The sequence below is a fragment of the Quadrisphaera setariae genome, assembly GCF_008041935.1.
Taxonomy (GTDB): domain Bacteria; phylum Actinomycetota; class Actinomycetes; order Actinomycetales; family Quadrisphaeraceae; genus Quadrisphaera; species Quadrisphaera setariae.
On sequence record NZ_VKAC01000010.1, the window covers coordinates 118,862 to 144,803 of the forward strand.

Consider the following 25,942-nt stretch of genomic DNA (forward strand, 5'->3'; position numbering starts at 1 on the left):
CAGCCACGATGTGCCCATGACCACCAGGCCGGACGCCGACTCGACCCCCGGGGCCGCGCTGGACGCGCTGCGCCGCGACATCCGCCTCGTCACCACGATGCTCGGCGAGACCCTCGCCCGCCACGAGGGGCCCGAGCTGCTCGAGCTGGTCGAGCGGGTGCGGGCGCACGCCAAGGAGCACACCCTCACCGAGCTGCCCGGGTTCGACCTGGAGACGGTGACGCGGCTCGTGCGGGCCTTCACCGCGTACTTCCACCTGGCCAACACCACCGAGCAGGTGCACCGCGGCCGGGCGCTGCGCGAGGAGCAGGGCGCTGAGGGCGGCTGGCTCCAGCAGGCGCTGACCCGCATCGCCGACGCCGGGGTGGAGGCCGCCGAGCTGGGGGCGATCATGGAGGAGGTCGCGGTGCGCCCGGTGTTCACCGCGCACCCGACCGAGGTGGCGCGCCGCTCCACCATCGACAAGCTCCGCCGCGTGGCCTCCCTGCTGGAGGAGCCCGAGGGCCCTCGCCGCACCCGCCGGCTCGCCGAGGCCGTGGAGCTGCTGTGGCTCACCGACGAGCTGCGCGTGGAGCCGCCGCAGCCCATCGACGAGGCGCGCAACGTCATCTACTACCTCGAGGGCCTGTCGCGGGCGGCGCTGCCCGACGTGCTGGAGGAGCTGCGCGACCGGCTCGCCGAGCACGGCGTGGCGCTGCCCCCCGCCGTCAGCCCGCTGCGCTTCGGCTCGTGGGTGGGCGGTGACCGCGACGGCAACCCCTTCGTCACCCCGCAGGTCACCCGTGAGGTGCTCGTGCTGCAGGCGCGCCACGGCATCCACACGCTGCGCGCCGCCGTGGACGAGCTGCGGCGCGACCTGTCCGTCAGCGAGGCCGTCAGCCCGGTCTCCCCGGAGCTGGCCGCGCGCACCGCTGAGCTCATCGAGTCGCTGCCGGAGGTGGAGCCGCGCTACCGCCGGCTCAACGTCCAGGAGCCGTACCGCCTCTTCCTCACCTGCATCGACGTGCGCCTGGCGCTGACCGAGCAGCGCCTGGTCGCCGACACCCCGCACGTGCCCGGGCGCGACTACCCCGACGACGCCGAGCTGCTCTCCGACCTGCTGCTCCTGCACGCGTCGGTGGCGCAGCACCAGGGCGAGCTGGTCGCCTCGGGCGAGGTGGAGCGCCTCGTGCGCACCGTCGCCGCCACGGGGCTGGTGCTGGCCACCCTCGACGTGCGCGAGCACTCCGCCAAGCACCACGCAGCGGTGGGCGCCCTGCTCGACCGCCTCGCGGGCGGCGACGGCGAGCTGGAGCAGAAGTACTCCGAGCTCACCCAGCCCGAGCGGCTGCGGGTGCTCTCGCGGGAGCTGGCGTCGGCCCGCCCGCTCGCCCTGCCGCCGCTGCCGCTGCAGGGCGAGACCGCCACCACCGCGGCCGCCTTCGACGCCATCCGGTGGGCGCAGGACGCCCTGGGTCGCCGCGTGGTGGAGAGCTACATCGTCTCCATGACCCACGACGCCGACGACGTCTTCGCGGCCGTCGTGCTGGCCCGCCAGGCCGGCCTGGTCGACCTCCCCGCCGGGGTGGCGCGGCTCGACTTCGTGCCGCTGCTGGAGACCGTGGTCGAGCTGGAGCAGACCGAGCGGATCCTCACGTCGCTGCTGTCCGACCCCTCCTACCGCGAGCTCGTGCGCCTGCGCGGTGACGTGCAGGAGGTCATGCTCGGCTACTCCGACTCCAACAAGGCCGGTGGCATCGCCGCCTCGCAGTGGCAGATCCAGCTGGCCCAGCGCCGGGCGCGCGACGTGGCCCGCCGCTTCGGGGTCAAGCTGCGCTTCTTCCACGGCCGCGGAGGGTCCGTCGGCCGTGGCGGCGGCCCCACCTACGACGCGATCATGGCGCTGCCGTCGGGAACCGTCGACGGCGAGGTGAAGATCACCGAGCAGGGCGAGGTGATCAGCGACAAGTACGCCCTCCCGCAGCTGGCGCGGCAGAACCTCGAGCTGACGCTGGCGGCGACCATCGAGGCGAGCGTGCTCCACCGCACCGACCGCCGCACCCCCGAGCAGGGGCAGCGCTGGGACGCGCTGGTGGACAGGTTCGCCCGCGCGGCGCACGACAGGTACCGGTCGCTGGTGGAGGCCGACGGGCTGACCCAGTACTTCCTCACCGCCACCCCCGTCGACCTGCTCGGCGCGCTCAACGTGGGCTCGCGCCCGTCGAAGCGCCCGGGCGGTGGCGGCATCGAGGACCTGCGCGCCATCCCGTGGGTGTTCGGGTGGACCCAGTCGCGCCAGATCGTGCCCGGCTGGTTCGGGGTGGGGTCGGGGCTGTCCGCCGTGGTGGAGGCCGACCCGTCCGCCCGGGACGTCCTGCGCGAGATGTACGAGGAGTGGCGCTTCTTCCGCACGTTCCTCGGCAACGTGTCGATGACGCTCGTCAAGGCCGACCTCGACATCGCGAAGGCGTACGTCGAGCTGGCGCCGGAGCCGCTGCGCGGCCTGCTCGACGTGGTGCGCGAGGAGTTCGAGCTCACGGTGACGCAGGTGCTCGCCGTCACCGGGGACACCGCGCTCCTCGACCGGGAGCCGGCGCTGCGCACGACCCTGGAGGTGCGCGAGAACTACCTCGAGCCGCTGCACCACCTGCAGACCGAGCTGCTGGGCCGCTACCGCCGCGGCGAGGACGACCCGAGCCTGCAGCGTGCGCTGCTGCTCACCATCAACGGCATCGCCGCGGGGATGCGCAACACCGGCTGACCGCCGTCCAGCAGCCCTCCGGGCCTGGTCACACCCGCGGCACGGCGGCGCCCGTGCCGCGGGTGTGCTCGAAGATGATGCTGGTGCGGGTGGAGGAGACCTCCGCCCGCGTGGACAGGCCGTCGGCCACGAGGTCGCGCAGGGCCGCGGAGTCGGCGGTGGCCACGTGCAGCAGGAAGTCCTCCTCCCCGCCGAGGAAGAAGACGCTGAGCACACCGGGCAGTGCGCGGACGTGCTCGGTGAACTCCCTCAGCCTGCCCCGGGCGCCGCCGTGCAGCCGCACGGCCACCATGGCCTGCAGCGACGCGCCGACGGCGTCGAGGTCGACCGCGGCGTGGTAGCCGGTGATGACGCCGCGGCGCTCCAGCTCGCGCAGGCGCACCGACGCCGTGGACGGTGCCACCCCCGCGCGGCGGGCCAGCTCGGCGCCGGGTGTGCGGGCGTCGCGGCGCAGCGCCTCGACGATCGTCCGGTCCACGTCGGTCAGGGGAGCGCTCGGTCGACGGTCGTTCGCCACGGGACCCATCCTGCCGAACATCCGTCAGGAGCTCTGGTGCGAGATCGACCATCCTGCGAGGTTCATCAGCGGAACGGTGCCGAACGGGTCGGTGCCGGTGAGCCTGGAGGTCTGGCGTGTCCGCACCGCTCGTCGTCGGAGTGCCCACCGAGGTCAAGGACAACGAGAACCGCGTGGCCCTCCAGCCCGACGGCGCCGCCGAGCTGGTCCACCACGGCCACCGGGTGCTCGTCCAGGCGGGTGCCGGAGCCGGCTCCCGCTTCACCGACGCCGAGTTCGCGGCCGCGGGCGCGGAGGTGGTGGACGGCGCCGACGCCGTCTTCGCCGCAGCCGACCTCATCGTCAAGGTGAAGGAACCCGTCGCCTCCGAGCACCACCGCTTCCGCGAGGGCCAGCAGCTCTTCACCTACCTGCACCTCGCAGCGGACCGGGAGCTCACCGACTTCCTCCTGGCCCGGCGCATCGACTCCATCGCCTACGAGACGGTCCAGACCCCCGACGGCCGCCTCCCGCTGCTCACCCCCATGAGCGAGGTCGCCGGACGCATGGCCGTGCAGGCCGCGGCCCACCACCTCGAGAGCCCCGCGGGCGGGTCGGGGGTGCTGCTGGGGGGCGTCCCCGGCACGCCCGCGGCCAAGGTCACCATCATCGGCGGCGGCGTCTCCGGCACCGAGGCCGCCAAGATCGCCGTGGGCATGCGCGCCATCGTGCGGGTCTTCGACACCAACCCCTCCCGGCTGGCGTACCTGTCCGACGTCTTCGAAGGCCGCCTCGACCTCGTCACGCCCAACCGCACGCGGCTGGCGCAGTACGTGGCCGAGTCCGACGTGCTCATCGGCGCCGTGCTCGTGCCGGGCGCCAAGGCCCCCAAGATCGTGAGCCGGGAGATGATCGCCTCGATGCGGCCCGGCAGCGTCGCCGTCGACATCGCCATCGACCAGGGCGGCTGCTTCGAGACGAGCCGCCCCACCACGCACGCGCAGCCGACGTACGTGGAGGAGGGCGTCGTGCACTACTGCGTGGCCAACATCCCCGGTGCGGTGGCGCGCACCTCGACCCTGGCGCTGACCTCGGCCACGCTGCCGCACCTCGTCACCGTGGCCGACCGGGGGGTGCGCGGCGCCGCGAAGGCCTCGCCCGCCCTCGCCAAGGGCCTCACCACCCTGGACGGGCAGCTGGTGAGCGCTCCCGTGGCCGCCGCGCACGACCTGCCCCTGGCCGACGCCGCGGCGCTCCTCGGCTGAGGGACGCCGGGACGGGAGACGCTCTCAAGCCCAGGCGTCTCCCGTCCGATGGACGGGGTGCAGTGGAAGAGCGACGCTGCTCCTGGCACGCCCCTCAGGGAGTGACCCCGTGCTCCACCGTCTCGCCGACCTCCGCATCGCGCACAAGCTCTACCTGGGCTTCGGCGTGGTGCTCGCCCTCCTCCTCGTCGTCGCCGGGCTCGCGGGCCTCCGGCTCGCCCAGGCGCAGGGCGACCTCGACCTCCTCGCCTCCAGCGGCCTGGGCTCGGTCGAGACCTCCGCCCAGACCAGCACCAAGCTCCTCCAGGTCCGCCTCGACCTGGCCAACATCGCCCTGTCACCCGACGCCTCGGCCTCCGCCCAGGCGCAGGAGGCGCTCCAGGCCGACCAGGCTGCGCTCGACGAGCAGTGGCGCCGCTACCTCACCACCAGCCCCGCCAGCTCCTCCGCCCAGCAGGAGGAGTTCACCGCCGCACTGGCCACGTACCGGGCCGTGCTGCCGGAGCTGGTGCAGCGCGCCGAGGCGGGCGACCTCGCCGGTTTCGTCGCGCTGCGCTCCGAGGCCGCCAACCCGCCGGCCAAGCGGTCCTTCGCGGCCCTCGACGACATCGTCACCACCGAGGCGGCAGCGGCCACGACCATGGCCGACGAGGGCCGTGCCACCTTCCGCGCCTCCCTGGCGGTGCTCGCCGCCGCCGTCGCGCTGGCGGCCGTCCTCGCCGTGGGCATCGCGGTGGTGGTGGCCAGGTCGGTGACCCGTCCGCTCGCCCGGGTGGTCGACGTCATGGGCGCCGTGGCCCACGGACGGCTGGACCGCCGCGTCGGTCTGACCGCGAAGGACGAGGTGGGCCGGCTGGGCACCGCCACCGACGCCTCCCTGGAGGCCCTGGCGGGCACGCTGCGGCAGGTGCGCGAGGAGTCCACCGCCCTGACCGCCTCCTCGGGGACCCTCACCACCGTGTCCACGCTCATGGCGTCCGGAGCGGAGGAGTCGAGCTCGCAGAGCCAGGTCGTGTCCGCGGCCTCCGAGCAGGTCACCGCCTCCATCTCCACCGTCGCCGCGGCGGGGGAGGAGATGACCGCCGCGATCGCCCAGATCGCCACCGCGACGGCGGACGCCTCCGCGATGGCCTCCAATGCCGTGGCCGCCGCCGGTCAGGCGGGCGGGGCGATCGAGCGGCTCGGCACCTCCAGCCGGGAGATCGGGGACGTCGTCAAGCTCATCACCTCCATCGCCGAGCAGACCAACCTGCTGGCGCTGAACGCCACCATCGAAGCCGCCCGCGCCGGGGAGATGGGCAAGGGCTTCGCCGTGGTCGCGGGAGAGGTCAAGGAGCTGGCCCGCCAGACCGCCCAGGCCACCGAGGAGATCGTCGGCAAGGTGAGCGCCACCCAGGGCGACGCCGCTGCCGCGGCCGCCGCCGTGACGCAGATCGGTGACGTCATCGGCCGCATCGACGAGGTGCAGGCGACGATCGCCGCCGCGGTGGAGGAGCAGTCCGCCACCACCAGCGAGATGGTCAGGAACGTCACGGAGATCTCCACCGGCTCCGGCCAGATCTCCGCCAGCATCGCCAGCATCGCGGCCGGTGCCGAGGAGGGGCGCCGCAGCGCCGACGAGACCTCGTCCACGGCGTCCTCGCTGGCGCAGACCGCCGGGCGCCTCCAGGAGCTCACCGGACGCTTCACCCTCTGAGCCTCCTGGGCCCTCCCGAGCAGGGTCGCGGTCACACCGCAGGCAGCCGGTGACCAGCGCGTCGACCTCGCGCTGGTCACCGGCTGCCGCGCCGCCGCCACCCGCGCCGTCTAGCCTGAGCCGGTGCCGACCGACCGCGCGGGGCTGCTCGCCTGGGCCCAGCGCTGGGCCGTGAGCGCCGCCGCCGTCGAGGCCGTGCTCGAGCGGGTCGACTCCGGCCCCGCCGTACCGCCTTTCTCGGGCCTGCCCGACCAGGTGCGCCGCGAGCTCGTCCGGCTGCCGCTGGCAGCCCTGTCCCAGCTGCGGGAGGTCACCGACACCACCCCCGCGGTGCACCGCGCCGCCGCCCTGGCCCCGGTGCCCGGACGGGCCCCCGCCGCCGCGTGGTCGGTGCTGGACGCCGTCGACCAGGCCGTCTGCGTGGCCGACGTCCGCGCCCCCGACTCCCCGATCGTCTACGTCAACCCCGCGTTCACGCGCACCACGGGGTACTCCGAGGCGGACGTGCTCGGGCGCAACTGCCGGTTCCTGCACGACGGCCTGCTGGAGCCGTCCGCGGACGGCGAGCTCGACGCGCTCGGCACCAGCTCCGGCGAGGTCGCGGCCGCCGTGCAGCGCATCCGCGAGGTCCTGGCCGCGGGGGAGGCCGGCGTGGTGGTGCTGGCCAACCGCCGCGCCGACGGCCAGCTCTTCGTCAACGAGCTCTCGCTCTCCCCGGTCAACGGTGCTGACGGCGCCCCGGTGCACTACGTGGCCGTCCAGCGCGACATGACGCCCTACGCCGCGGTGCGCCGCGCCAGGGCGGCGCTCGCCGACGAGCTCGACCAGACCGCCCGCGCCGTGCAGGCCAGCCTCGTCCCCTCCTCCCTCCCGGACCTGCCGGGCTGGCGCGTGGCCACCGGCTACCAGCCCGCCACCAGCCCCGACGGCCGTCGGGGCGCGGTCAGCGGTGACTTCTTCGACGTCTTCGCCGGCCCCGCTGGCTCCGGCGGGTCCTGGTACGTGGTCATCGGCGACGTCTCCGGGCGCGGGCCCCGCGCGGCCGCCAGCACGAGCGCCCTGCGATGGGCGCTGCGCGGCGCCGCGACCACCCACGGCGAGCCGTCCGACCTGCTCACGGCGGTCGGTGGAGCGGTGCACGAGGCGCTCGACGACAGGTTCGCCACCGTGGCCGCCGTCGCCCTGCCCGTCGAGGAGCGGGCCACCTCGAGCGGTGGGCGCGCCGTCGTCACCCTGGCGCTGGCGGGCCACCCGCAGCCGGTGCTCCTGCCGGCCCGCGGCACCCCCCGCCTGGTCGGCAGCCCCGGCACGCTGCTCGGCCCCTTCGCCGAGGTGGAGGTGGCCCAGGTGGAGGTGGAGCTGGACCCCGGAGACCAGCTGGTCCTCTACACCGACGGCGTCACCGAGGCCACCGACCCCCGCGGCCGGCAGCTCGACGAGCAGGGGCTGCTGGAGCTCCTCGCCGGCCTGGGCGAGGAGGCCCGGCTCGCTCCCGACGCCGCCCAGCGCACCGTGACCGCCGTGACCGCCGCTGTCACGGACCACGTGGCGGGCGGGCCCGTCGACGACCTCACGCTCCTCGTCGTCGCCCGCCCCGCCACCTGAGGTGACTCAGCGGGACGCCTTCACCTGCAGATGATCAGGGGGGTGGGGGTTCGGTGTGCTCGAAGGGGTCGGCTCCCAGCTCCTCGCCCCAGGAGAGCCGCAGCTCCTCGCCGTGGTCCTCGTCCCCACCCCCGGTGCCGCTGCGCCAGTGCTGGGGCGTGGTCGTGTTGAGCCAGTCCAGCGGCTCCACGCCGCCCGGGGCGCCACCGTCCAGCGCGAGGCGCAGCGCGGCGGCGAGGTCGGCGTCCACGGCGCCGGCCCGGGTGGCCGGGTCCACCGAGACGAACAGCGCCGTGCCCGAGCGCGCCACGAGGTCGAGCAGCTGCCGGTTCTTCTCCCACGGCGTGCCGGGTGTGGAGGGCACGCAGTCGGCGTCGACGGCGAACATCGCGCCGTGCTGCGCCAGCCGGAACGCGAGGGTGTTCACCCCGGTGCGGCGCGTGCGGGACCACGTCAGCCCGGAGGTGTCGTCCCCGGTGCGCTGGGCGTGCTCGAGCCCCGCCGCGAGGTGGCCGACGGTGTTGCACCCCAGGACGACGACGTCGCCGGCGGCCTCCCGGACGGCGCGGTAGAAGCCCACCAGCGCCTCTGCCGTCGTCACCGACGGGTCGGCCAGCGCCGGCCCGTCGGCTGCGGGGGCGGCGCCCATCGCCGGACCCCAGCGGCCGAGCAGGTCGTAGGTGGAGAAGTCGTGCTTGAGCAGCTCGAACCCCCACCCGCGGATGCGGGAGACGTCCTCCCGGACCACGTCGAGCACCGACGCGTGGCTGGGGTCGAGCGCCCAGCCGTCCTGCCGCTGCCCCGGACCGCCCGTCCCCGCGACCACCGCCTGGGCCAGCGCACCCGCCAGCGCACCGTCAGGTCGCTCGCGGCGCAGGAGCGGGCGGTACCAGAGCCCGGGCCGGGCGCCCTGGGCGCGCACCGCCGCGGCCGCCTCGGCGAGGTCGGGGAAGGTCTGCGGGCGCCCGGCGTCCCACGGGCCGCCAGAGGCCTGCCGCCCGTCGGCGACCCCACCGACCGACCAGCCGTCGTCGATGACGCCGAACGGCCGCACGGGGTGGTCGCCGGCGAGGTCTGAGACGGTGCGCGCGTCGCGGACCACGGCGTCCAGCCCGAAGCCGCGCCCGTAGGCGTAGTACCAGTTGTTGGCCCCCACCAGCGGCGTCGTCGGCAGCAGCGGGTCCGGGCACTGCAGGTGCGCCAGCGCTCGCTGTGCGGTGAAGGCGCTGCCACCACTGTCCGGCTGGCCCCCCTCCGCGCGCGCGGACACGACGACCGCGGCCGTCGTCGTCCTGCCGGCCAGCTCCACGGGCGCACCGCCGCTGCGCAGGTCGAGCCACAGGGTGAGGCCGCCGGGGTCGGCGGTCCAGAACGCGAGCGCAGCGCCGCGCACCCGCACGCCGATCCCCTCGGTGCTCCCGGTGCGCGGGTCGTGCAGCAGCACCGTCCACGGCAGCGGCCGCTCGGGGGTGAGCCCCTGCCACGACAGGTCGCCGTAGGAGCGCTCCCAGGCGTCGCCCAGCACGCGCACACCCTCGGGCAGCGGCCGCGACCAGCGCAGCGCCACGCGGCTGACCCGCTCCGCCGTCACGTCGACGCGCAGCGCCGCGCCCTCGGTGCTCCCTGGGCCGTCGGCGAGGAGGTCGACGCGCACGCCCACCGCTCCTGGCGGCGCGAGCCGGTCGCGCACCCCGACCTGGGCGCGCACGAGGTCCGGCGCAGCCACCGCATGGGTGGCCGCGCTCGTCGTCGTCACCGGCCCTCGCCGAGCACGAAGGTGCGGATCGCGGTGACCGCGGCGCCCCGGGCCCACTCGGTGAAGCCGGTGACGTGCACCTCCACGGGCAGCGGGGCCGCGCGGTCGCTGCGGCCGGTGGCCACGGCTTCGGCCAGCGGCTGCGCCCCGACCTCGGCCAGGCGGACCCCCTCGCCCGAGATGATGACCTTCTGCGGCATGACGAGGTTGCCGACGAGCGACACCAGCCGCCCCAGGGCGCGGGCGGAGTCCTCGACGACGCGCCGGGCCACCGGGTCCCCGGCCTCGGCGAGGTCGTAGACCTCGTCGCGGTGCAGCTGGCGCCCGTGCGCGAGGGAGGCGCGCGTGGTGATGCCGGCCGTGGAGAGCATCGCGTCTGCGCAGCCGGCGTGCCCGAGGCGGCACAGCGGTCCGTTCGGGTCCAGCGGCAGGTGGCCCACCGTCCCCAGCCCGGCCTCGGGGGTGTCGACCACCTGGCCGTGCACGGCGTAGGCGTACCCGACGCCCTCGCCCACGGTGATGACGGCGAAGTGGTCCCACCCGCGGGCGGCGCCGAACCACTGCTCCGCGCGCGAGAGGGACAGCAGGTCGTTGTCGACGACGACGGGCAGGCCCAGCTCCTCGGCCAGCAGGTCCCCGAGGGCGACCCCGTGCCAGCGCAGGAAGCGCGCGTCCAGCACCACGCCGCCCGGCCCCACCTGACCGCCCACGCTGATGCCGACGGCGCGGACGGTGTCCGCGGCGCCTGCGGCCTCCACCGCCGTCCGCACCAGCCGTGCCACCGTCTCGACCACCTCCGCGGGGTCGGTGGAGAGCAGCAGCGTCTCGTCGGAGGCCACCACGCGAGCGCGCAGGCCCGTGACCGCGACGTGGGCGGTGTGCTCGGTGAGCTTGACGCCCACGAAGCGGTGGGCGTCCTCGTCGACGTCGAGGGGGCGGGTGGGGTGGCCGGACGGGCCGTGGGCGCCCCCGGTCTCGACCAGGAGCCCGCTGTCCAGCAGGGGCTTGGACAGGCGCGTCAGCGTGCCGGCCGACAGGCCGAGGCGACGGGCGATCTCGCTGCGCGGCAGCGGGCCGTCCAGGAGCACCGCCAGGGCCACGTCGTGCGCGGGGCCGGTCAGCGGGGCCCACGCCGGGGCTGCGGTTCCCGCGGTGGTGCTGGTCACGTCACCGAGGCTACTCACTTCATCAGTGGAACGAAAGAACCCGATCTGCTGTCCTTGCGTGGTCCATCCTGGGGTCTTGACGGGGCACTTGCTTTCGCCGTAGAAACAAGTCACCACCCGAGCGGGTCCGCCCGCCCCACCACACCGCCGTGGAGAGCCCCGTGACCGCAGGCACCACCTCGCCCCCGCGCACCGCGCCGGCCCCCGCACGTGCCCCGCGGCGCTCAGGGGAGGGCCTCGCGGCGGTCGGCTTCATCGCCCCCGCCCTGCTGGGTTTCGCCGTCTTCTACTTCTGGCCCACCCTGCGCGGGCTCTGGTTCTCCCTCACGGAGTACGACTTCTTCAGCCGCCCCCGGTTCGTCGGGCTCGACAACTACGCGCGGATGGCCTCCGACGAGACCTTCTGGAACGCCATGAAGGTGACCGTGCAGTACGTCGCCATCAACATCGTCGTGCAGACGGTGCTGGCGGTGCTCATCGCCGTCCTGCTGCAGCGCGTCACCCGCTCGGTGTTCGTGCGCAGCGTCGTCGTCCTGCCGTTCCTCATCTCCAACGTCGTCGTGGCGCTGCTCTTCTACTGGATGCTCGACGCGCAGATCGGGATCGTGAACGCCGCCATCACCGGCCTGGGGCTCGACGCGATCCCCTTCTTCGGCGAGCAGGACTGGGTGGTGCCGACCATCGCCCTGGTCAACGTCTGGCGCCACATGGGCTACACGGCGCTGCTGGTGTTCGCCGGTCTCATGACCATCCCCGAGGGGCTGTACGAGGCCGGCCGGGTCGACGGCGCCAGCGAGTGGCGCATGTTCTGGTCGATCACCCTGCCGCTGCTGCGCCCGGTGCTGGCGCTGGTGCTGGTCATCACCGTCACCGGGTCGTTCCAGGTGTTCGACACCGTCGCCGTCACCACCTCCGGCGGGCCGGGGGACGCGAGCCGGGTGATCCAGTACTACATCTTCGACCTGGCCTTCCAGCGCCTCGAGTTCGGCTACGCGGCCGCGGTCTCCGTGGTGCTCTTCGCGATCCTCGCCGTGGTCGCCTTCGTCCAGCTGCGCCTGACCCGCGCCAACGAGTCCGACCTCGCCTGACCGGCCCGAGCTGAAGCCCGAGGAGACCGCCCGATGTCCGTGCAGACCCCCGTCGAGCCCGCCGCCGCGGGCCCCACCCGTGCGACCGCCGCACCGGTCCAGAAGGCCCCGAAGGACCGCCGCGCCGGCATCGGCCGCGTCGTGGCCTGGGCCACCCTCGTCCTGATCATGCTGGTCACGCTCTTCCCGTTCTACTGGATGCTGCGCACCGCGCTGTCCAACGGGACCCAGCTGGCCACCGACCCCTCCTCACCGCTGCCGGTGGGGTTCACCTTCGGCGCCTTCGAGCGCGTGCTCGGCCTGTCGACGACGGCCGAGGCCCAGGCCCAGGGCGGCTCCGGCGCCGCCATCGACTTCTGGCTCTACCTGCTGAACTCGCTGCTCGTCGCCACCCTCATCACCGCTGGCCAGGTGTTCTTCGGCGCGATGGCGGCCTACGCCTTCGCCCGGCTGCGCTGGCCCGGCCGGGACCTCGTCTTCTTCGTCTTCCTCACCGCGCTCATGGTCCCGCCGATCTTCACGCAGCTGCCGAACTTCCTCCTCATGCGCGACCTCGGCCTGCTCAACACCTACGCCGCGATCGTGCTGCCGTTCTTCTTCATGACGCCGTTCGCGGTGTTCTTCCTGCGGCAGTTCTTCCTCGGCATCCCCAGGGAGGTCGAGGAGGCCGCTGTCCTCGACGGCGCAGGGACCGTCCGCCGGTTCTTCCGCGTCATCGCCCCCATGGCCTCCGGGCCGCTGATCACGCTGGCGATCCTGCAGTACATCCAGGCGTGGAACGAGTACTTCTGGCCGCTGCTCGTGGCCAGCGACCGCAGCGTCCGGGTGCTCACGGTCGGCCTGGGCGTCTTCAGGTCGCAGACGCCGCAGGGAACGCCGGACTGGGCGGGCCTCATGGCGGCCACGCTGCTGGCCGCGCTGCCCATCGTCGTCCTGTTCGCCGTCTTCAGCCGGCGCATCGTCGACTCCATCGGCTTCTCCGGGATCAAGTGAGGCACCCGACATGAGCACCTCCGCACCCAGCCACCGCCGCCCGAGCCGCCTCCGCCGGGGACTGGCCGCCGCCTCCGCCGCGCTCGCCCTGACCGTCACCGGCTGCGCCTCCTACGGCGTCGACCAGGGCGGCGACGGCGAGAGCGGCACCATCACGTACTGGATGTGGGACTCGGCCCAGCTGCCCGCCTACCAGCAGTGCGCCACCGACTTCCACGCCGCCAACCCCGACGTCGACGTCCAGATCGAGCAGTTCGGGTGGGACGACTACTGGAACAAGCTCTTCACCGGCTTCGTCGCCGGGTCGGCGCCCGACGTGTTCGTCGACCACACCTCCCGCTTCGGCGAGTTCGCCGCCCGCGGGCTCATCGAGCCCCTCGACGACCAGGTCGCCGCCTCGGGCCTCGAGCTCGGCCAGTACGTGCCGGGCAGCGCCGAGCTGTGGGTGGGCCCCGACGGCAGGAGGTACGGCCTCCCGAAGGACTTCGACACCGTCGGGATGTTCTACAACGCCGAGATGGCGACGGAAGCAGGGCTGACCCCGGAGCAGATGAACGCCCTGACGTGGAACCCCACCGACGGCGGCACCTTCGAGAAGGCCATCGCCCACCTCACCGTCGACACCAACGGCGTGCGCGGCGACGAGCCGGGCTTCGACAAGAGCAGCATCGCCACCTACGGACTGGGCCTGGAGAACTCCGGCGAGGCGTTCGGGCAGACGCAGTGGTCGTGGTTCACCCAGACCACCGGCTGGTCGCCGGTCGACGAGGCGTGGGGGACGACCTTCCACTACGACGACCCCCGCTTCCAGCAGTCGATCACCTGGTGGACGGGTCTCGTCGACAAGGGCTACATGCCGCCGCTGTCCCTCACCCAGGGCGGCTCGCTCGACCAGCAGCTGCAGGCCGGCAAGTACGCCCTCATCACCAACGGCTCGTGGAACATCGCCAACTACTCCAAGCTCAAGGGCATCGAGCTCGCCGTGGCCAAGACCCCCGTGGGCCCTGAGGGCCGCAGGACGATGACCAACTCCCTGGGCGACTCCATCTCCACCACCTCCCAGAACAAGGGCGCGGCGTGGAAGTGGGTCCGCTACCTCGCCAGCCCCGCCTGCCAGGACGTCGTCGCGCGCGGCGGGATCGTCTTCCCCGCCATCGCCTCCACCACCCCGGCCGCCGTGGAGACGCTGTCGAAGACCGGCCTCGACGTCACGGCGTTCACCGACCCCATCGCCGACGGCGAGACGTTCCCCTACCCGGAGATCCTCCAGGCCTCCGAGATCCAGTCGATCATGGGCACCGCCATGGACCAGGTGGTCGGCGGGCAGGCCCCCGCGTCCTCGCTGACCGCCGTCAACGGCCGCGTCGAGGCCGTCTTCCAGTAGCCGGCGCCGAGCAGGCCGGCCCAGCACCCACCCCCCCCAGACCCTGACCCACGCCCAGACCCGGAGGTCCACCCCTCGTGTTCTCGATCGCCTTCATCGGCGCCGGCCAGTTCGCCGGCTCCTTCACCGAGCTCTTCAAGCGCCACCCCGGCGTCTCCGACATCTTCGTGACCGACGTGCTGCCCGAGCGGGCCGAGGCCCTCGTGGCCGAGCAGGGCCTCGCTGGGACGTTCGCCTCCTTCGAGGACGCGCTCGCCTCCGACGTCGACGCCGTCGCGATCTTCACCCAGCGCTGGACCCACGGCCCGCTGGTCGTGCAGGCGCTGCGAGCCGGCAAGCACGTCTACTCCGCCGTCCCCATGGCCATCACCGAGGACGAGATCGCCGCTGTCGTGGACGCCGTCCGCGAGACCGGCCTCACCTACATGATGGGCGAGACGAGCCACTACAACCCGGCCACCGTCTACGCCCGCCAGCACGTGGGCAAGGGCACCTTCGGCCGGGTCTTCTACGCCGAGGGCGACTACGTCCACGACATGGACCTGGGCTTCTACGACGCCTACAGGTACTCCGGCGGCGAGGGCTGGAAGGCCACCGCCTCCTACCCGCCCATGCTCTACCCCACCCACGCCCTCGGCGGCGTGCTCGGGGCGCTGGACACCGACGCCGCGCACGTGGTGTCGGTGAGCTGCCTGGGCGTGGCAGACCAGCGCGGCGACGGCGTCTTCGACAGGCGCGTGTCGATGTTCGACAACGACGTCTCCAACGCCACCGCGCTGTTCGAGCTGTCCGACGGCGGTGTGGTCCGCACCAACGAGATGCGCCGCGTGGGCTACCCCTCGCACCTGCGCGAGTCGCGGTTCCGGTTCTTCGGCACCGACGCCAGCTTCGAGCAGCTGGCCACGGTGTCGCTGTTCCAGGACAAGCAGGGCGTGCAGGACGTCTCCGCCGACCTCGACTCCGAGGCCTCGGTGTCCGAGGACGACCCCTCGCTCGCCCACGTGGCGCCCGAGCTGCGCGCCGCGTTCGTGTCGGGGCACGCGCCCGTGCACGACGTCGCTCGGCTGCCGCGGGAGTTCGCCGGGGCGCCCAACGGCCACGAGGGCAGCCACCAGTTCCTCGTGGACGACTTCGTCACCGCGGTGAACACGGCCACCCTGCCGCCGGTCAACGCCTGGGTCGCGGCGCGGTACACGCTGCCCGGTGTGGTGGCTCACGAGTCGATGCGCCGCGGCGGAGAGCGCCTGCCGGTCCGCGACCTCGGGAACCCGCCCGCCTGACCCCCGTCGTCTCGTTCGTGATCACGGGGGACGTGCGCAGCGGCCGCGGACGTCCCCCGTGATCACGGAGGGGTGAGGGGGAGCGTCAGACGCAGGACGGCGCCGGGTCCCGTCCCGTCGGCGCCGGGGTCGCCGCCGGCGCCGGGGTCAGCGGCCACGAGGTCTCCACCGTGGGCGCGGGCGATGGCTCGGGCGATCGCCAGGCCGAGGCCGGCGCCGCCCGAGCGCCGGTCCCGGCCGGCGTCCAGGCGCACCAGCCTCTCGAAGACCCGCTCGCGCTGGTCGGCGGGGATGCCGGCGCCGGTGTCGCGCACCTCGAGGACGGCCTCGCCCCCGCGCGCAGCCACCGACACCACCACCGAGCCCCCACCGCCGACGGCACGGCGCGCGTTGTCGAGCACGTTGGTGAGCACCTGGCCCACCCGCACCGCGTCGCAGCTCACCACCAGCGGCCCCGCCGCCTCCACGCCCCAGGTCGTCCCGGTGCCGAGCAGCCGCTGCCGCTCCACCTCCTGGCGCGCCAGCTCGACGACGTCGACCTCGGCGCGCTGCAGCTCGACGCCCTCCTCCAGCCGCGCCGCCGTCAGCAGGTCGCCCACCAGCCGCGAGGCCCGGGTGCTCTCGCGGACCATCGCGGCCAGGGCGCGCTCGCGCTCCTCGCGGTCCGGGTCGGCGCGGAGGAGGTTCTCGGCGCTGGCCTGGAAGCCGGCCAGCGGGGTGCGCAGCTCGTGGGAGGCGTCGGACAGGAACGCGCGCATCTGCTGCTGGGACCGCTCTGCGGTGGCCACAGCGGACTCCAGCTCGTCGATCATCGCGTCGAAGGCCAGCGCGGTGCGCCCCAGCTCGGTGTCCGGTCGGCCCGACCCCAGGCGCCGGCCCCGGTCACCGGCGGCGATGCCGCGCGCCACCGACGTCATGTCGTCCAGCGGGCGCAGCGCCGCGGCCACCACGCGGCCCAGTGCGAACCAGCCCACCACGAGCGCACCCGCGCCCCCCACCACCTCGAGGACGACGAGGCCCGTCACCGTCTCGCGCACGTAGGAGTCGTCCACGGACAGGGTCAGCTGGGCGCCGCTGTCCAGCCGGGTGACGGTGAAGAGGGTGCTGCCGTCGCGCAGCACCTGGTCCGGTGGCGCCGGTCCCGCGGGAGGGCCGCCCCCCGGGCCGCGCGAGGCGCGGGCCGCCTGCCCCTGCCCGTCGTCCGACGCCGCGGCTCCCGGGGGCTGCGGTGCCACGGGCGTGCTGACGCAGCCCTCGTCCTCGGTGCACAGCTGCACGCCGACGCCGTCACCCTCGAGCTTGCTCACCAGCTGCTGCGCGCTGAGGCTGCCGTCCAGCTGCTGGGCCAGCGCGGCGCGGTCGGTCAGGCGCGTCTGCAGGTCGGAGCGCAGCCGCACCACGAGCAGGACGTCGACGACGACGAACAGCGCCACCAGCAGCACGGCGAGCAGCACGAGCACCGCCCAGCGCACGCGCCCCGCCAGCGAGGCGGGCCCGGAGCTGAAGCGCACACCCCGGCGCAGGAGGGGCAGAGCGGTCCTCACGGGCGCAGCACGTAGCCGAGGCCGCGCACCGTGTGGATCAACCGCGGGCCGTGCGCCTCGGTCTTGCGGCGCAGCGCGCTGACGTGCACCTCCACGAGGTTGGGGTCGTAGTCCTCGTAGCCCCACACCTGGGTGAGGATCTGCGTCTTGCTCAGCGTGCGGCCGCGCCCGGCCACCAGGTAGGCCAGCAGCCGGTGCTCGGTGCCCGTGAGGTCGAGCACGTGACCGCCGCGGGTGGCGACGCTGGACGCCTCGTCCAGCACGAGGTCGCCCACCTGCACCGTGGACGGGACCCGTCCCAGGCGCTGCAGCAGCGCGCGCACCCGGGCCAGGAGCTCCGCGGTCACGTAGGGCTTGACCACGTAGTCGTCGGCGCCGGTGGAGAAGCCGCGCAGGCGGTCGTCGACGGCGTCGCGGGCGGTGAGGAACAGCAGCCCGGCGTCGCTGCGCTCCCGCAGAGCCCGCGCGAGGGCGAACCCGTCGCGCAGGCCCGGCAGCATGACGTCGAGCAGGGCCACGTCGGGTCGGAAGGCGTCGACGGCGCCCTCGAAGCCCTCGCCGTCCGGCAGGGCCTCCACCACGAAACCGTCGGAGCGCAGCGCCTCGACGAGCGCCTCGCGCACGGAGGCGTCGTCCTCGACCACCAGGGCACGGGCAGCGGCAGCAGGCACCCGACCATTCTGGGCGGCCCACCCTGAGGCGCTCCTGAAGACGTCGGAGCGGGCCCGTCGCTTCAGGTCGGCTTCAGACCCGCCGCCCAGCGTTGTCGTCAGGTCCCGCTGAACCGGCGGGCCACGACTCCTCTGGAGGACATCGTGAACCAGCCCACGCAGCCCACGCAGCCCACGCGCACCCGCCGCGGCCGTCGCACCCTGCTCGCCATCGCCCTGGCCGGTGGCCTGACCGTGGGGGGCGCCGGTCTCGCCCTCGCCGACGGGATGCCGGACGCGTCGCCGTCCGCCAGCGCCTCCGCCGCCCCCTCGGCCCCGGGCGGCGCGGCGGCGCAGGGCCAGGCACCCGCCGAGGGCCAGGCGCCCGCGGGTGGTCCCGCCGCCGGCGGGCCGGAGGCCGGGAAGCACACGCCCCACCTCGACGGCACCGTCAAGGAGGTCACCGACTCCGGGTTCACCCTGGTCGACCGGGACGGGTTCACCCGCACGGTGAGCACGAGCAGCAGCACCACCTACTCCACGGCCCCCACCCCGCCGGCGCCCCCGGCGGCTCCCGCCGGCGGGGAGGGCGCACAGCCCGCGGCCCCCGCCCCGAGCGGCGACAGCTCGTCGGCTCCGGCTGCTCCCTCGGCCCCGTCGTCGTCCTCCGACCAGAAGAGCGCGCAGCCTGCGCAGCCCGCGCAGCCCGCGACCGCAGACCGCTCCAGCACCGTCGTGGTCGGTGCCCACGTGGTCGCCGAGGGGTCGGTGGCCAGCGACGGCACCACGCTCGACGCCACCAGCGTCTCCACCGCGCCGACCCCGCCCCAGGGCGGTCCGGCCGACGGTGGACCCGCGAAGGGCGGACCGGCCGGCGCACCCGCCCCGCGCGAGGGTCAGGGGCCGGCCAAGGGGCAGGGGCAGGGAGGGGGCAGCGCCCCGGCCGCCCCCCAGGTGCAGGGCGATGCGCCCGCCGCGCCGTCGGCCCCGGCCGGCGGTGACCAGGCCCCGGTCCAGGGCTCCTGACCGCGGCGGAGGCACCGGCGCGAGCCGGCCCACCCGTCCCCCGGTCGAGCGCGTGAGGCGCTCGGCCGGGGGACTCCTGCGCCCTTGGCGCCGGGGTCTGACCTGCCCACTAGATTGGGTGGCCGCCCGTCCAGACGCGCGGCGGGCGCAGCAGTACCAGGGGAGACAGGATGTCGGTCGACGTCGCCTACGCCGAGCTGGGGAGGATCCTCCTCGACCGCACGCCGTTGAACGCCGTCCTCCAGCGGGTGGCGGAGCTGGCCCGCGACTGCGTGCCCGGGGCCGACGAGGCGTCGGTGACCCTCGTGCAGGGACGGCGTGCCACGTCGGTGGCCTTCACCGGCAACCTCGCCGTCCAGCTGGACGAGCGCCAGTACGAGCTGGGCTTCGGGCCCTGCATGGACGCCGCGATGTCGGGCCAGACCATCACGATCAGCAACACCGCCGAGGGCGACCGGGCCTACCCGGGGTTCTCCGAGGTGGCCGCACGCGCCGGCGTGCGGGCCACGCTGTCCGTGGGCCTGGCGGTGCCCGGCCGCACCGTGGGGGCGCTGAACCTCTACGACACCCACGGCCAGAGCGTCCTCACCGCGCAGTCGCAGGAGGTCGCCACGGTCTTCGCCGGCCACGCGGCCATCGCCCTGACCAACGCCCTCGCGGTGGAGAGCACCCGCGAGCTGGCCGAGCAGCTGCAGCGGGCGATGGCCTCGCGAGCGGTCATCGAGCAGGCCAAGGGCATCATCGCGGTGCAGCGGGGGGTCTCCCCCGAGCAGGCGTTCGCCCTGCTGTCGCGCCGCTCGCAGGACTCCAACCGCAAGCTGGCCGAGCTGGCCGGCGAGGTGGTGGAGGCCGTCGCCCAGGGGCGCGACACCGGCTGGTGACGCTGCGGCCGGTGCCGCCTCAGCGGCGGCGCGGGCGCGCCTCCACCAGCAGTCGGCGCTCGATGAGGTCGAGCAGGAAGACGAGCGCCGCGACGAAGGGCAGGAGCGCGAGGGCGAGCAGCACGCCTCCACGGTGACCCACCCGAGCGGCGCCAACGGTGCGACACGCCGAGCGCGAGGGCACGGCGCGCCGTCAGCGCGGGCCGCGTGGGACGCCTGTGACGGACGCCGCGGCGTCCGCCCGCACCTCCCCGACCAGCTCCTCGAGCACGTCCTCCAGCGCGGCGACCCCCAGCAGCGCGCCGCCGGAGTCCTCCACCCGGGCGAGGTGCGCTCCGGTCTCCTGCATGCGCCGCAGCACGGGGCGCAGCGCGTCGCCGTCGGAGACGGTCGCCAGGGCCCGCACGTAGCGGGAGGGCACCTGCGCGGCCCGGGCCTGCGGGTCGAGCGTGAGCACGTCCTTGACGTGCACGTACCCGGCCAGCCCGCCCGCGCCGTCGTCGATCGGGAAGCGGGAGAAGCCCGTGCGGGCAGCGGCGTCCTGCACCTGCGCCACGGTGGCGCCGCGGGGGAGCGTGGCCAGCGAGCCCAGCGGCAGCAGCACCGCCGCTGCGGTGCGGTCGGCGAAGCCGAGGGCGGCGGTCGCGAGCTCCTCGACGTCCTCCTCCAGCAGCCCCTCCGAGCGGGCCTCGGCCACCAGGCCCGCCACCTCCTCGCGGGTGAAGGCGCTGGCCACCTCGGCCTTCGGCTCCACCTTGAACAGCCGCAGCACGTGGTTGGCGATCCAGTTGGAGACGGCGATGACGGGGCGCAGCACCATCGACAGCGCGCGCAGCGGCGGCGCCAGCACCAGCGCCGCGCGGTCGGGACCGGCCAGCGCCAGGTTCTTGGGCACCACCTCGCCGAGCACCACGTGCGCCGTGACCACCAGGGCCAGCGCGATGGCGAAGGCCACCGGGTGCACCAGGGCCTCCGGGAGGCCCGCGGCCTCGAACAGCGGCTCGAGCTGGTGGGCCACGGCCGGCTCGCCGACGGCGCCCAGGCCCAGCGAGCACAGCGTGATGCCCAGCTGGGCGCACGAGAGCATGGAGGTGACGTCCTCCATGGCGCGCAGGGTGGTGCGCGCCGCGCGGCTGCCGCCGGCGGCCAGCAGCTCCACGGAGGAGCGGCGCGCGGAGATCACGGCGAACTCGGCCCCCACGAAGAAGGCGTTGAGGGCCAGCAGCACCACGGCGAGGCCGATGGCCAGTCCGTCGCTCACCGGTGCCCCTCCTCGTCGCCGGCCCCGTCACGGGAGGAGCGGCCGGTCCCGTCGGCCCCGGCGGTCCCGCCCGCTCCGCCGTCACCGTCGTCGCCGGGCTCGCGCAGCCGCAGGTGCACGACGTCGAGCCGCAGCCCGTCGCGCGCCTCCACGCGCAGCTCCGCGGGGCGCTCCACGGGCAGCCCGTCGTCGTCGACCTCGGCGGTGGTCACCACCACCCGCGCGTGCTCGCCCACACCGGGCAGGCGGCCCAGCTCGCGCAGCACGAGGCCGGCGACGGTCTCGTAGTCGGGGTGCTCGGGCAGCTGCACACCGGTGCGGGCAGCCACCTCGTCGGGACGCAGCAGCCCGGACAGCAGCCACCCGCCCTCGCCGTCCTCGCGCACGGTCGAGGTGACGACGTCGTGCTCGTCGACCACCTCGCCGACGATCTCCTCCACCAGGTCCTCGAAGGTGACCACGCCCGCGAAGCCCCCGTACTCGTCCACCACCACGGCCAGCTGCAGGGGGGAGCCCTTGAGCTGGTCGAGCAGCTCGTCCAGCTCGAGGGTCTCCGGCACCAGCGCCGGCGCCTCCACCACGTCGCGCAGCAGCACGCCCGTCGCCTCCTCGGGAGGCACCAGCAGCGCCTGGCGGGCGTGCACCACGCCCAGCACGTCGTCCTGGTCGGAGCCGGTCACCGGGAAGCGCGAGCGGCCGGAGTCGTGGACGGCCGCGACCAGCTCGGTGAGGTCGTCGTCGGCGGACAGGGTGCGCACCCGGATCCGCGGCGTCATCACGTCGGCGGCGCGCCGGCCCGAGAACGCCAGCGAGCGCTGCACCAGGGCGGCGGTCTCCTCCTCCAGCGTCCCCTGCTCCGCGGACCTCCGGACCAGGGAGAGCAGCTCGTCGGCGGAGCGCGCCGACGCCAGCTCCTCCTGCGGCTCGGTGCGGAACAGGCCCCGCAGCAGCGCGTTGGCCATGCCGTTGAGCAGCCGGATCGGCCAGGCCATGGCCCGTGCGAAGCCGCGGCTGAAGCCCTGCACCGCGTAGGCGGTGGCGTAGGGCAGCGAGATGGCGAGGTTCTTGGGCACCAGCTCGCCGAAGACCATGGTGCCCAGCGTCGAGAGGGCCAGAGCGAGGGCCACGGAGACCGCCGTCGCCGTGCCTCCGGTGATGCCGACGTCGGCGAGCACCGGCGCGATGAGCCTGCCGATGGCCGGTTCCGCGAGGTAGCCGATGGCGAGGTTGGTGATGGTGATGCCGACCTGCGCTCCCGACAGCTGCGTCGAGAGGTTGCGCAGCGCGTCGAGCGTGCCCGCCGCGCGGCGGTCACCGCCCTCCGCGTCGCGCTCGACGGTCGCCCTGTCGACGGTCAGGAGGGAGAACTCGGCGGCGACGAAGCCTCCGCAGGCCACGACGAGCGCAGCGGCGGTGAGCAGGAGGAGCAGCTCTGTCACGGTCTCGCCAGGCTAGGCCCTGGCGAGCACGCACGCCGCTCCCCGGTCGTCGTCGTGGACGACGACCGGCCGCAGGCCGCCGGACCGGCAGGCCGCCGCCGTGCCCGCCTCCTGGTGCTCGCTGGTCTCCAGCAGCAGCGCCCCGCCCGGGGCCAGCCACTCCTGAGCGCCCGCCGCCACCCGGCGGTGCACGTCCAGGCCGTCGGAGCCGCCGTCGAGCGCGGTGAGGGGCTCGTGGTCGCGCGCCTCCGGCGGCATCAGCGCCACCGACCCGGTGGGCACGTAGGGCGCGTTGACGAGCAGCAGGTCCACCCGCCCGCGCAGCTGCGCGGGCAGCGCCGCGTAGAGGTCTCCGGTGTGCGCGTGCGCCCCCAGCGGCCCGGTGGGGTGCCGGGCGAGGTTCTGGGCGGCGCAGGCCGTGGCCAGCGGGTCGAGGTCGGCGGCGTGCAGCTCCACGGGCGCCCCGGACCGCGCGGCGGCCACCGCCACCGCCAGCCCCACGGCGCCCGTCCCGCAGCACAGGTCGACGACGACGGCGGGCGCTGCGACCCCGGGTGCCGACCGCGCCGCCCCCCGTCCTTCCGACCGGCGCTCGGCGAGCACGGCGAGCCCCTCCCGGACCAGCAGCTCGCTGCGCCGCCGGGGCACGAACACGCCGGTGGCGGTAGCCACCCGCAAGCCGGCGAACTCGGCCCAGCCGAGCACCAGCTCCAGCGGCTCCCCGCGCTCGCGGCGGCGCACGCGCTCCTCGAGCGCTGCCGCGGAGGACCCCTCGGCGAGCAGCAGCGCGGCCTCCTCCTCGGCGAACACGCAGCCCGCCGCTCGGAGCCGGGCCACCAGCTCCGCCTCCCTCACCGCCGGCTCACCACCGCGCACCGCGTCGGGGCGCCGGGTCAGACCGGAGATCCGGCCAGCCCGGAGGGCTGGCCGGGACGGGCCGGAGGCACCGGGCGGCGCCGCGTCCAGCCGCGCCGGCCGCGGCGTGCGCCCAGCACGCGGCAGACCACGTAGATGGCGAAGGAGATCGTGGTGACGAACGGGCTGATGGGCACGGTCCCGCCCAGCGCCAGCAGGATGCCGCCCACGGCGGAGGTGACCGCGAAGGCCACCGACAGCACGGGCACCCACAGCGGCGAGGCGGAGACCCGGGTGGCGGCCGCGGCCGGGGTGATGAGCAGCGACAGCACGAGCAGCGCCCCCACCACCTGCACCGCCATGGCCACGGACAGCCCGAGCACCACCATGAACACCAGCGACAGCCCGCGCACCGGCACCCCGCGCGCGGCGGCGCCGTCGGGGTCGACGCTGGCGAACAGCAGCGGGCGCCACACCACGGCCAGCACGGCGAGCACGACCGCGGAGGTGGCCAGCATCGTCACCAGGCGCGGGTCGTCGACGGCCACCACCTGCCCGGTGAGCAGACCGAACTTGTTGGCCGACCGCCCCGGGTAGAGCGCCAGGAAGAGCACGCCCAGACCCAGCCCGAAGGGCATGAGCACGCCGATGATCGAGTTCCGGTCCCGGGCGCGCACGCCCAGCACCCCGATGAGCACCGCGGCGAGCAGCGATCCGACCACCGAGCCCAGCACCACGTCCACCGAGAGCAGCAGCGCCGCTGCCGCCCCCGCGAAGCTCAGCTCGGAGATGCCGTGGACGGCGAAGGCCATGTCGCGGGCCGCCACGAGCACCCCCACCAGACCGCCCACCAGGCCCAGCGCCGCCGCGGCCCACAGCGAGTTGGTGACCAGGGGCAGCAGGCGCGAGTAGTCGTCGAAGTTGATGACCGCGTCCCAGCTCATGCGGCGCCTCCTGCGGCGAGCGCCTGGCCGGGGTGGCAGTCGTGGTCGGCCTGCGCTCCGGTCGCGGCGATGAGCACGCGCCCGGCGTGGTGGAGCACCTCCACACGGGTCCCGTACAGCTCGGTGAGCGAGGCGGTGGTGAGCACCTCGTCGGGCGTGCCCACGCGGTGGCCCGCGGGGGCCAGGTACAGCACCTTGTCCACCACGTCGAGCACGGGGTTGATCTCGTGGGTGACGAAGAGCACCGCCGTCCCGGCGCGCCGTCGGGCGTCGATGACGCTGACGACCTCGCGCTGGTGGGCCAGGTCGAGGGAGAGCAGCGGCTCGTCGCACAGCAGCAGGGCGGGGTCGGTGGCCACCGCCTGCGCGACGCGGACCCGCTGCTGCTCGCCGCCGGAGAGCAGCCCCACCGGCACGTCGCCGTACGCGGTGGCACCCACGGAGGCCAGCAGCTCGTCCACGCGGGCGCGCACCCGCCGGCTGGGCAGGGGCACGCCCCAGCGGTGCCCGTCGAGCCCCTGGCGCACCAGGTCGCGGGCGCGCAGGGGCGTCATCGGGTCGATGAGCCGCTGCTGGGGCACGTAGCCGATCTCGGAGGAGCCGGCGCGCGGAGGGCGACCCCGCACCTCCAGGCGACCGCTCGTGAGCGGCTGCTGGCCGAGCACCGCCCGCACCAGGCTGGTCTTGCCCGAGCCGTTGGGGCCCAGCACGGCCACCAGCTCCCCAGGGTGCACGTCGAGGTCGAGGCCGGACCAGACCTCGTGCTCGCCGTAGCGGAGCCCGGCGCCGCGCAGCGACAGCGCGGGCGCGTCCGCCGCGCCCACCCGGCTCAGCCCTGGACCGCGGCGCGGATCGCCTCGGCGTTCGCGGTCATCCACTGCGTGTAGTCCTGCCCGTCGGGGAGCGTCTCGGTCACGGGGACCACGGCGGTGCCAGCGGCCTTCGCCGCGTCCAGCACGGCCTCGGTCTCCGCACCCGTGGTCTGCTCGTTGTACACCAGCGCCTTGACGGCGCCGTCGCCGAACAGGGCCTTGGTGTCGGCCAGCACCGCGGGGGAGACGTCGGTGCCCTCCTCCACGGCCTCGGAGAAGGCCTCGGGGGTCTTCACCACCAGGCCCATCGCCTCGAGCATGTAGTCGGGCACCGGCTCGGTGATCGCCACGCCCGCGCCCGCTGAGCTCGTCTTCACGGACGCCTCGACCTGCTGCACGGCGGCCAGGCCGTCGGTGAAGGCCTTGGCGTTGGCCTGGAAGGTGCTCGCGCCGGACGGGTCGACCGCGGACAGCTGCTGGGCGATCGCCTCGGCGACCTTCCCGGCGGTGCCCAGGTCGTACCAGACGTGCTCGTTGAACTCCCCGTGGTCGTGGCCACCGCCGTCCGCGTGGTCACCGTGGTCGTCGGAGTGCTCGCCGCCGTGCCCGGCGCCGTGGTCCTCCGCGGAGGCCTCCTGCGAGCCCTCCAGGCCGGAGACCTCGACGGCGTCGACCACGGGGGCCTTGGTGCCGGAGGCCGACAGCAGCTGCGTCATGAAGGGGTCGTAGCCACCGCCGTTCATGACGACCACCTTCGCGTCCTGCACCAGCAGCTGGTCGCGCGTGGTGGCCTCGAAGGAGTGCGGGTCCTGGCTGGGGTCGTTGATGATCGAGGTCACCTCGACCGCGTCACCGCCGACGGCCTCGGCCACGCTCCCCCAGACGTCGGTGGAGGCCACCAGGGCGATCTTGCCACCGGCTGCGGCGGTGGAGGGGGCTCCGGTGCTGGCCTGGGCGCCGGGGGACGTCGAGCCGCCGCCGCAGGCGGACAGCAGGAGGGCGGAGGTCAGGCCGCCGGCGACGGCGAGCGCGCGGACGGGGCGGAGCGCAGGGCGGAGCAC

At 74.7% G+C, this 25,942-nt stretch carries 21 protein-coding genes; 10 read left to right on the forward strand and 11 right to left on the reverse strand.

Going from position 1 to position 25,942, the window contains the following annotated elements:
• Positions 1–16 precede the first annotated feature (16 nt).
• Positions 17–2,740 carry a phosphoenolpyruvate carboxylase gene (gene ppc, locus FMM08_RS16630; protein WP_147927499.1) on the forward strand — a complete coding sequence of 908 codons (2,724 nt, stop codon included), beginning with the start codon at positions 17–19 and terminating at the stop codon, positions 2,738–2,740.
• A gap of 28 nt (positions 2,741–2,768) precedes the next feature.
• Here ppc and FMM08_RS16635 read toward each other — a convergent pair whose 3' ends face one another.
• Positions 2,769–3,266, reverse strand: a complete 498-nt coding sequence (locus FMM08_RS16635; RefSeq protein WP_147927500.1) for an Lrp/AsnC family transcriptional regulator — start codon at positions 3,264–3,266, stop codon at positions 2,769–2,771.
• A 107-nt stretch (positions 3,267–3,373) separates the two neighbouring features.
• Here FMM08_RS16635 and ald point away from each other — a divergent pair, with 107 nt between their 5' ends.
• The 3 genes from ald (at position 3,374) to FMM08_RS16650 (ending at position 7,802) form a co-directional block, all read left to right on the forward strand.
• On the forward strand, positions 3,374–4,501 hold the full coding sequence (gene ald, locus FMM08_RS16640) for an alanine dehydrogenase (RefSeq protein WP_147927501.1): 1,128 nt from the start codon (positions 3,374–3,376) through the stop codon (positions 4,499–4,501).
• A 109-nt stretch (positions 4,502–4,610) separates the two neighbouring features.
• Positions 4,611–6,197, forward strand: coding sequence for a methyl-accepting chemotaxis protein (locus FMM08_RS16645; protein WP_147927502.1), 1,587 nt, complete (start codon positions 4,611–4,613; stop codon positions 6,195–6,197).
• A gap of 123 nt (positions 6,198–6,320) precedes the next feature.
• Complete coding sequence (locus FMM08_RS16650; RefSeq protein ID WP_147927503.1) at positions 6,321–7,802, forward strand: PP2C family protein-serine/threonine phosphatase; 1,482 nt, start codon at positions 6,321–6,323, stop codon at positions 7,800–7,802.
• Positions 7,803–7,836: 34 nt separating this feature from the next.
• Here the strand turns inward: FMM08_RS16650 and FMM08_RS16655 are convergent, their stop codons facing one another.
• Both FMM08_RS16655 and FMM08_RS16660 read right to left on the reverse strand, forming a co-directional pair.
• Positions 7,837–9,558, reverse strand: a complete 1,722-nt coding sequence (locus tag FMM08_RS16655) for an alpha-amylase family protein (protein ID WP_147927504.1) — start codon at positions 9,556–9,558, stop codon at positions 7,837–7,839.
• Complete coding sequence (locus FMM08_RS16660) at positions 9,555–10,724, reverse strand: ROK family transcriptional regulator (protein WP_147927505.1); 1,170 nt, start codon at positions 10,722–10,724, stop codon at positions 9,555–9,557. The genes FMM08_RS16655 and FMM08_RS16660 overlap by 4 nt, the downstream gene beginning before the upstream one ends.
• 161 nt (positions 10,725–10,885) lie before the next feature.
• On the opposite strand from FMM08_RS16660, the gene FMM08_RS16665 reads away from it, so the two are divergent.
• The 4 genes from FMM08_RS16665 (at position 10,886) to FMM08_RS16680 (ending at position 15,469) form a co-directional block, all read left to right on the forward strand.
• On the forward strand, positions 10,886–11,812 hold the full coding sequence (locus FMM08_RS16665) for a carbohydrate ABC transporter permease (RefSeq protein WP_147927506.1): 927 nt from the start codon (positions 10,886–10,888) through the stop codon (positions 11,810–11,812).
• A 33-nt stretch (positions 11,813–11,845) separates the two neighbouring features.
• Positions 11,846–12,805 (forward strand): carbohydrate ABC transporter permease, encoded by a 960-nt coding sequence (locus tag FMM08_RS16670; protein WP_147927507.1) that lies wholly within the window; start codon positions 11,846–11,848, stop codon positions 12,803–12,805.
• Between the two features lie 10 nt (positions 12,806–12,815).
• Positions 12,816–14,189: an ABC transporter substrate-binding protein gene (locus FMM08_RS16675; protein WP_147927508.1), complete on the forward strand. Its 1,374-nt coding sequence runs from the start codon at positions 12,816–12,818 to the stop codon at positions 14,187–14,189.
• A 77-nt stretch (positions 14,190–14,266) separates the two neighbouring features.
• Complete coding sequence (locus FMM08_RS16680; RefSeq protein ID WP_147927509.1) at positions 14,267–15,469, forward strand: Gfo/Idh/MocA family protein; 1,203 nt, start codon at positions 14,267–14,269, stop codon at positions 15,467–15,469.
• A 62-nt stretch (positions 15,470–15,531) separates the two neighbouring features.
• On the opposite strand, the gene FMM08_RS16685 is transcribed toward FMM08_RS16680, so the two are convergent.
• Entirely contained in the window at positions 15,532–17,013 is a 1,482-nt protein-coding gene (locus FMM08_RS16685; RefSeq protein WP_147927510.1) for a sensor histidine kinase, read from the reverse strand.
• Complete coding sequence (locus FMM08_RS16690) at positions 17,010–17,684, reverse strand: response regulator transcription factor (RefSeq protein WP_147927511.1); 675 nt, start codon at positions 17,682–17,684, stop codon at positions 17,010–17,012. The genes FMM08_RS16685 and FMM08_RS16690 overlap by 4 nt, the downstream gene beginning before the upstream one ends.
• A 144-nt stretch (positions 17,685–17,828) precedes the next feature.
• Between FMM08_RS16690 and FMM08_RS16695 the strand changes: the two genes are divergently transcribed.
• Positions 17,829–18,689, forward strand: a complete 861-nt coding sequence (locus tag FMM08_RS16695; protein WP_147927512.1) for a hypothetical protein — start codon at positions 17,829–17,831, stop codon at positions 18,687–18,689.
• Between the two features lie 170 nt (positions 18,690–18,859).
• Positions 18,860–19,570 carry a GAF and ANTAR domain-containing protein gene (locus tag FMM08_RS16700; RefSeq protein ID WP_147927513.1) on the forward strand — a complete coding sequence of 237 codons (711 nt, stop codon included), beginning with the start codon at positions 18,860–18,862 and terminating at the stop codon, positions 19,568–19,570.
• Positions 19,571–19,763: 193 nt separating this feature from the next.
• Here the strand turns inward: FMM08_RS16700 and FMM08_RS16705 are convergent, their stop codons facing one another.
• From FMM08_RS16705 to FMM08_RS16730, 6 genes are read right to left on the reverse strand one after another with little or no spacing between them, the layout of a single operon-like run.
• Entirely contained in the window at positions 19,764–20,831 is a 1,068-nt protein-coding gene (locus FMM08_RS16705; RefSeq protein WP_147927514.1) for a hemolysin family protein, read from the reverse strand.
• Positions 20,828–22,270 carry a hemolysin family protein gene (locus tag FMM08_RS16710; protein ID WP_147927515.1) on the reverse strand — a complete coding sequence of 481 codons (1,443 nt, stop codon included), beginning with the start codon at positions 22,268–22,270 and terminating at the stop codon, positions 20,828–20,830. Before FMM08_RS16710 ends, FMM08_RS16705 begins: the two co-directional genes overlap by 4 nt.
• A gap of 12 nt (positions 22,271–22,282) precedes the next feature.
• The gene (locus FMM08_RS16715) at positions 22,283–23,107 is read right to left on the reverse strand and encodes a putative protein N(5)-glutamine methyltransferase (protein WP_147927516.1); all 825 of its coding nucleotides are present in this window, start codon (positions 23,105–23,107) and stop codon (positions 22,283–22,285) included.
• Positions 23,108–23,163: 56 nt separating this feature from the next.
• A complete protein-coding gene (locus FMM08_RS16720) occupies positions 23,164–24,069 on the reverse strand; it encodes a metal ABC transporter permease (protein ID WP_147927517.1) in 906 nt (301 codons plus the stop codon).
• Positions 24,066–24,902 carry a metal ABC transporter ATP-binding protein gene (locus FMM08_RS16725; protein WP_147927578.1) on the reverse strand — a complete coding sequence of 279 codons (837 nt, stop codon included), beginning with the start codon at positions 24,900–24,902 and terminating at the stop codon, positions 24,066–24,068. Before FMM08_RS16725 ends, FMM08_RS16720 begins: the two co-directional genes overlap by 4 nt.
• A complete protein-coding gene (locus FMM08_RS16730) occupies positions 24,899–25,942 on the reverse strand; it encodes a metal ABC transporter solute-binding protein, Zn/Mn family (RefSeq protein ID WP_187279804.1) in 1,044 nt (347 codons plus the stop codon). The genes FMM08_RS16725 and FMM08_RS16730 overlap by 4 nt, the downstream gene beginning before the upstream one ends.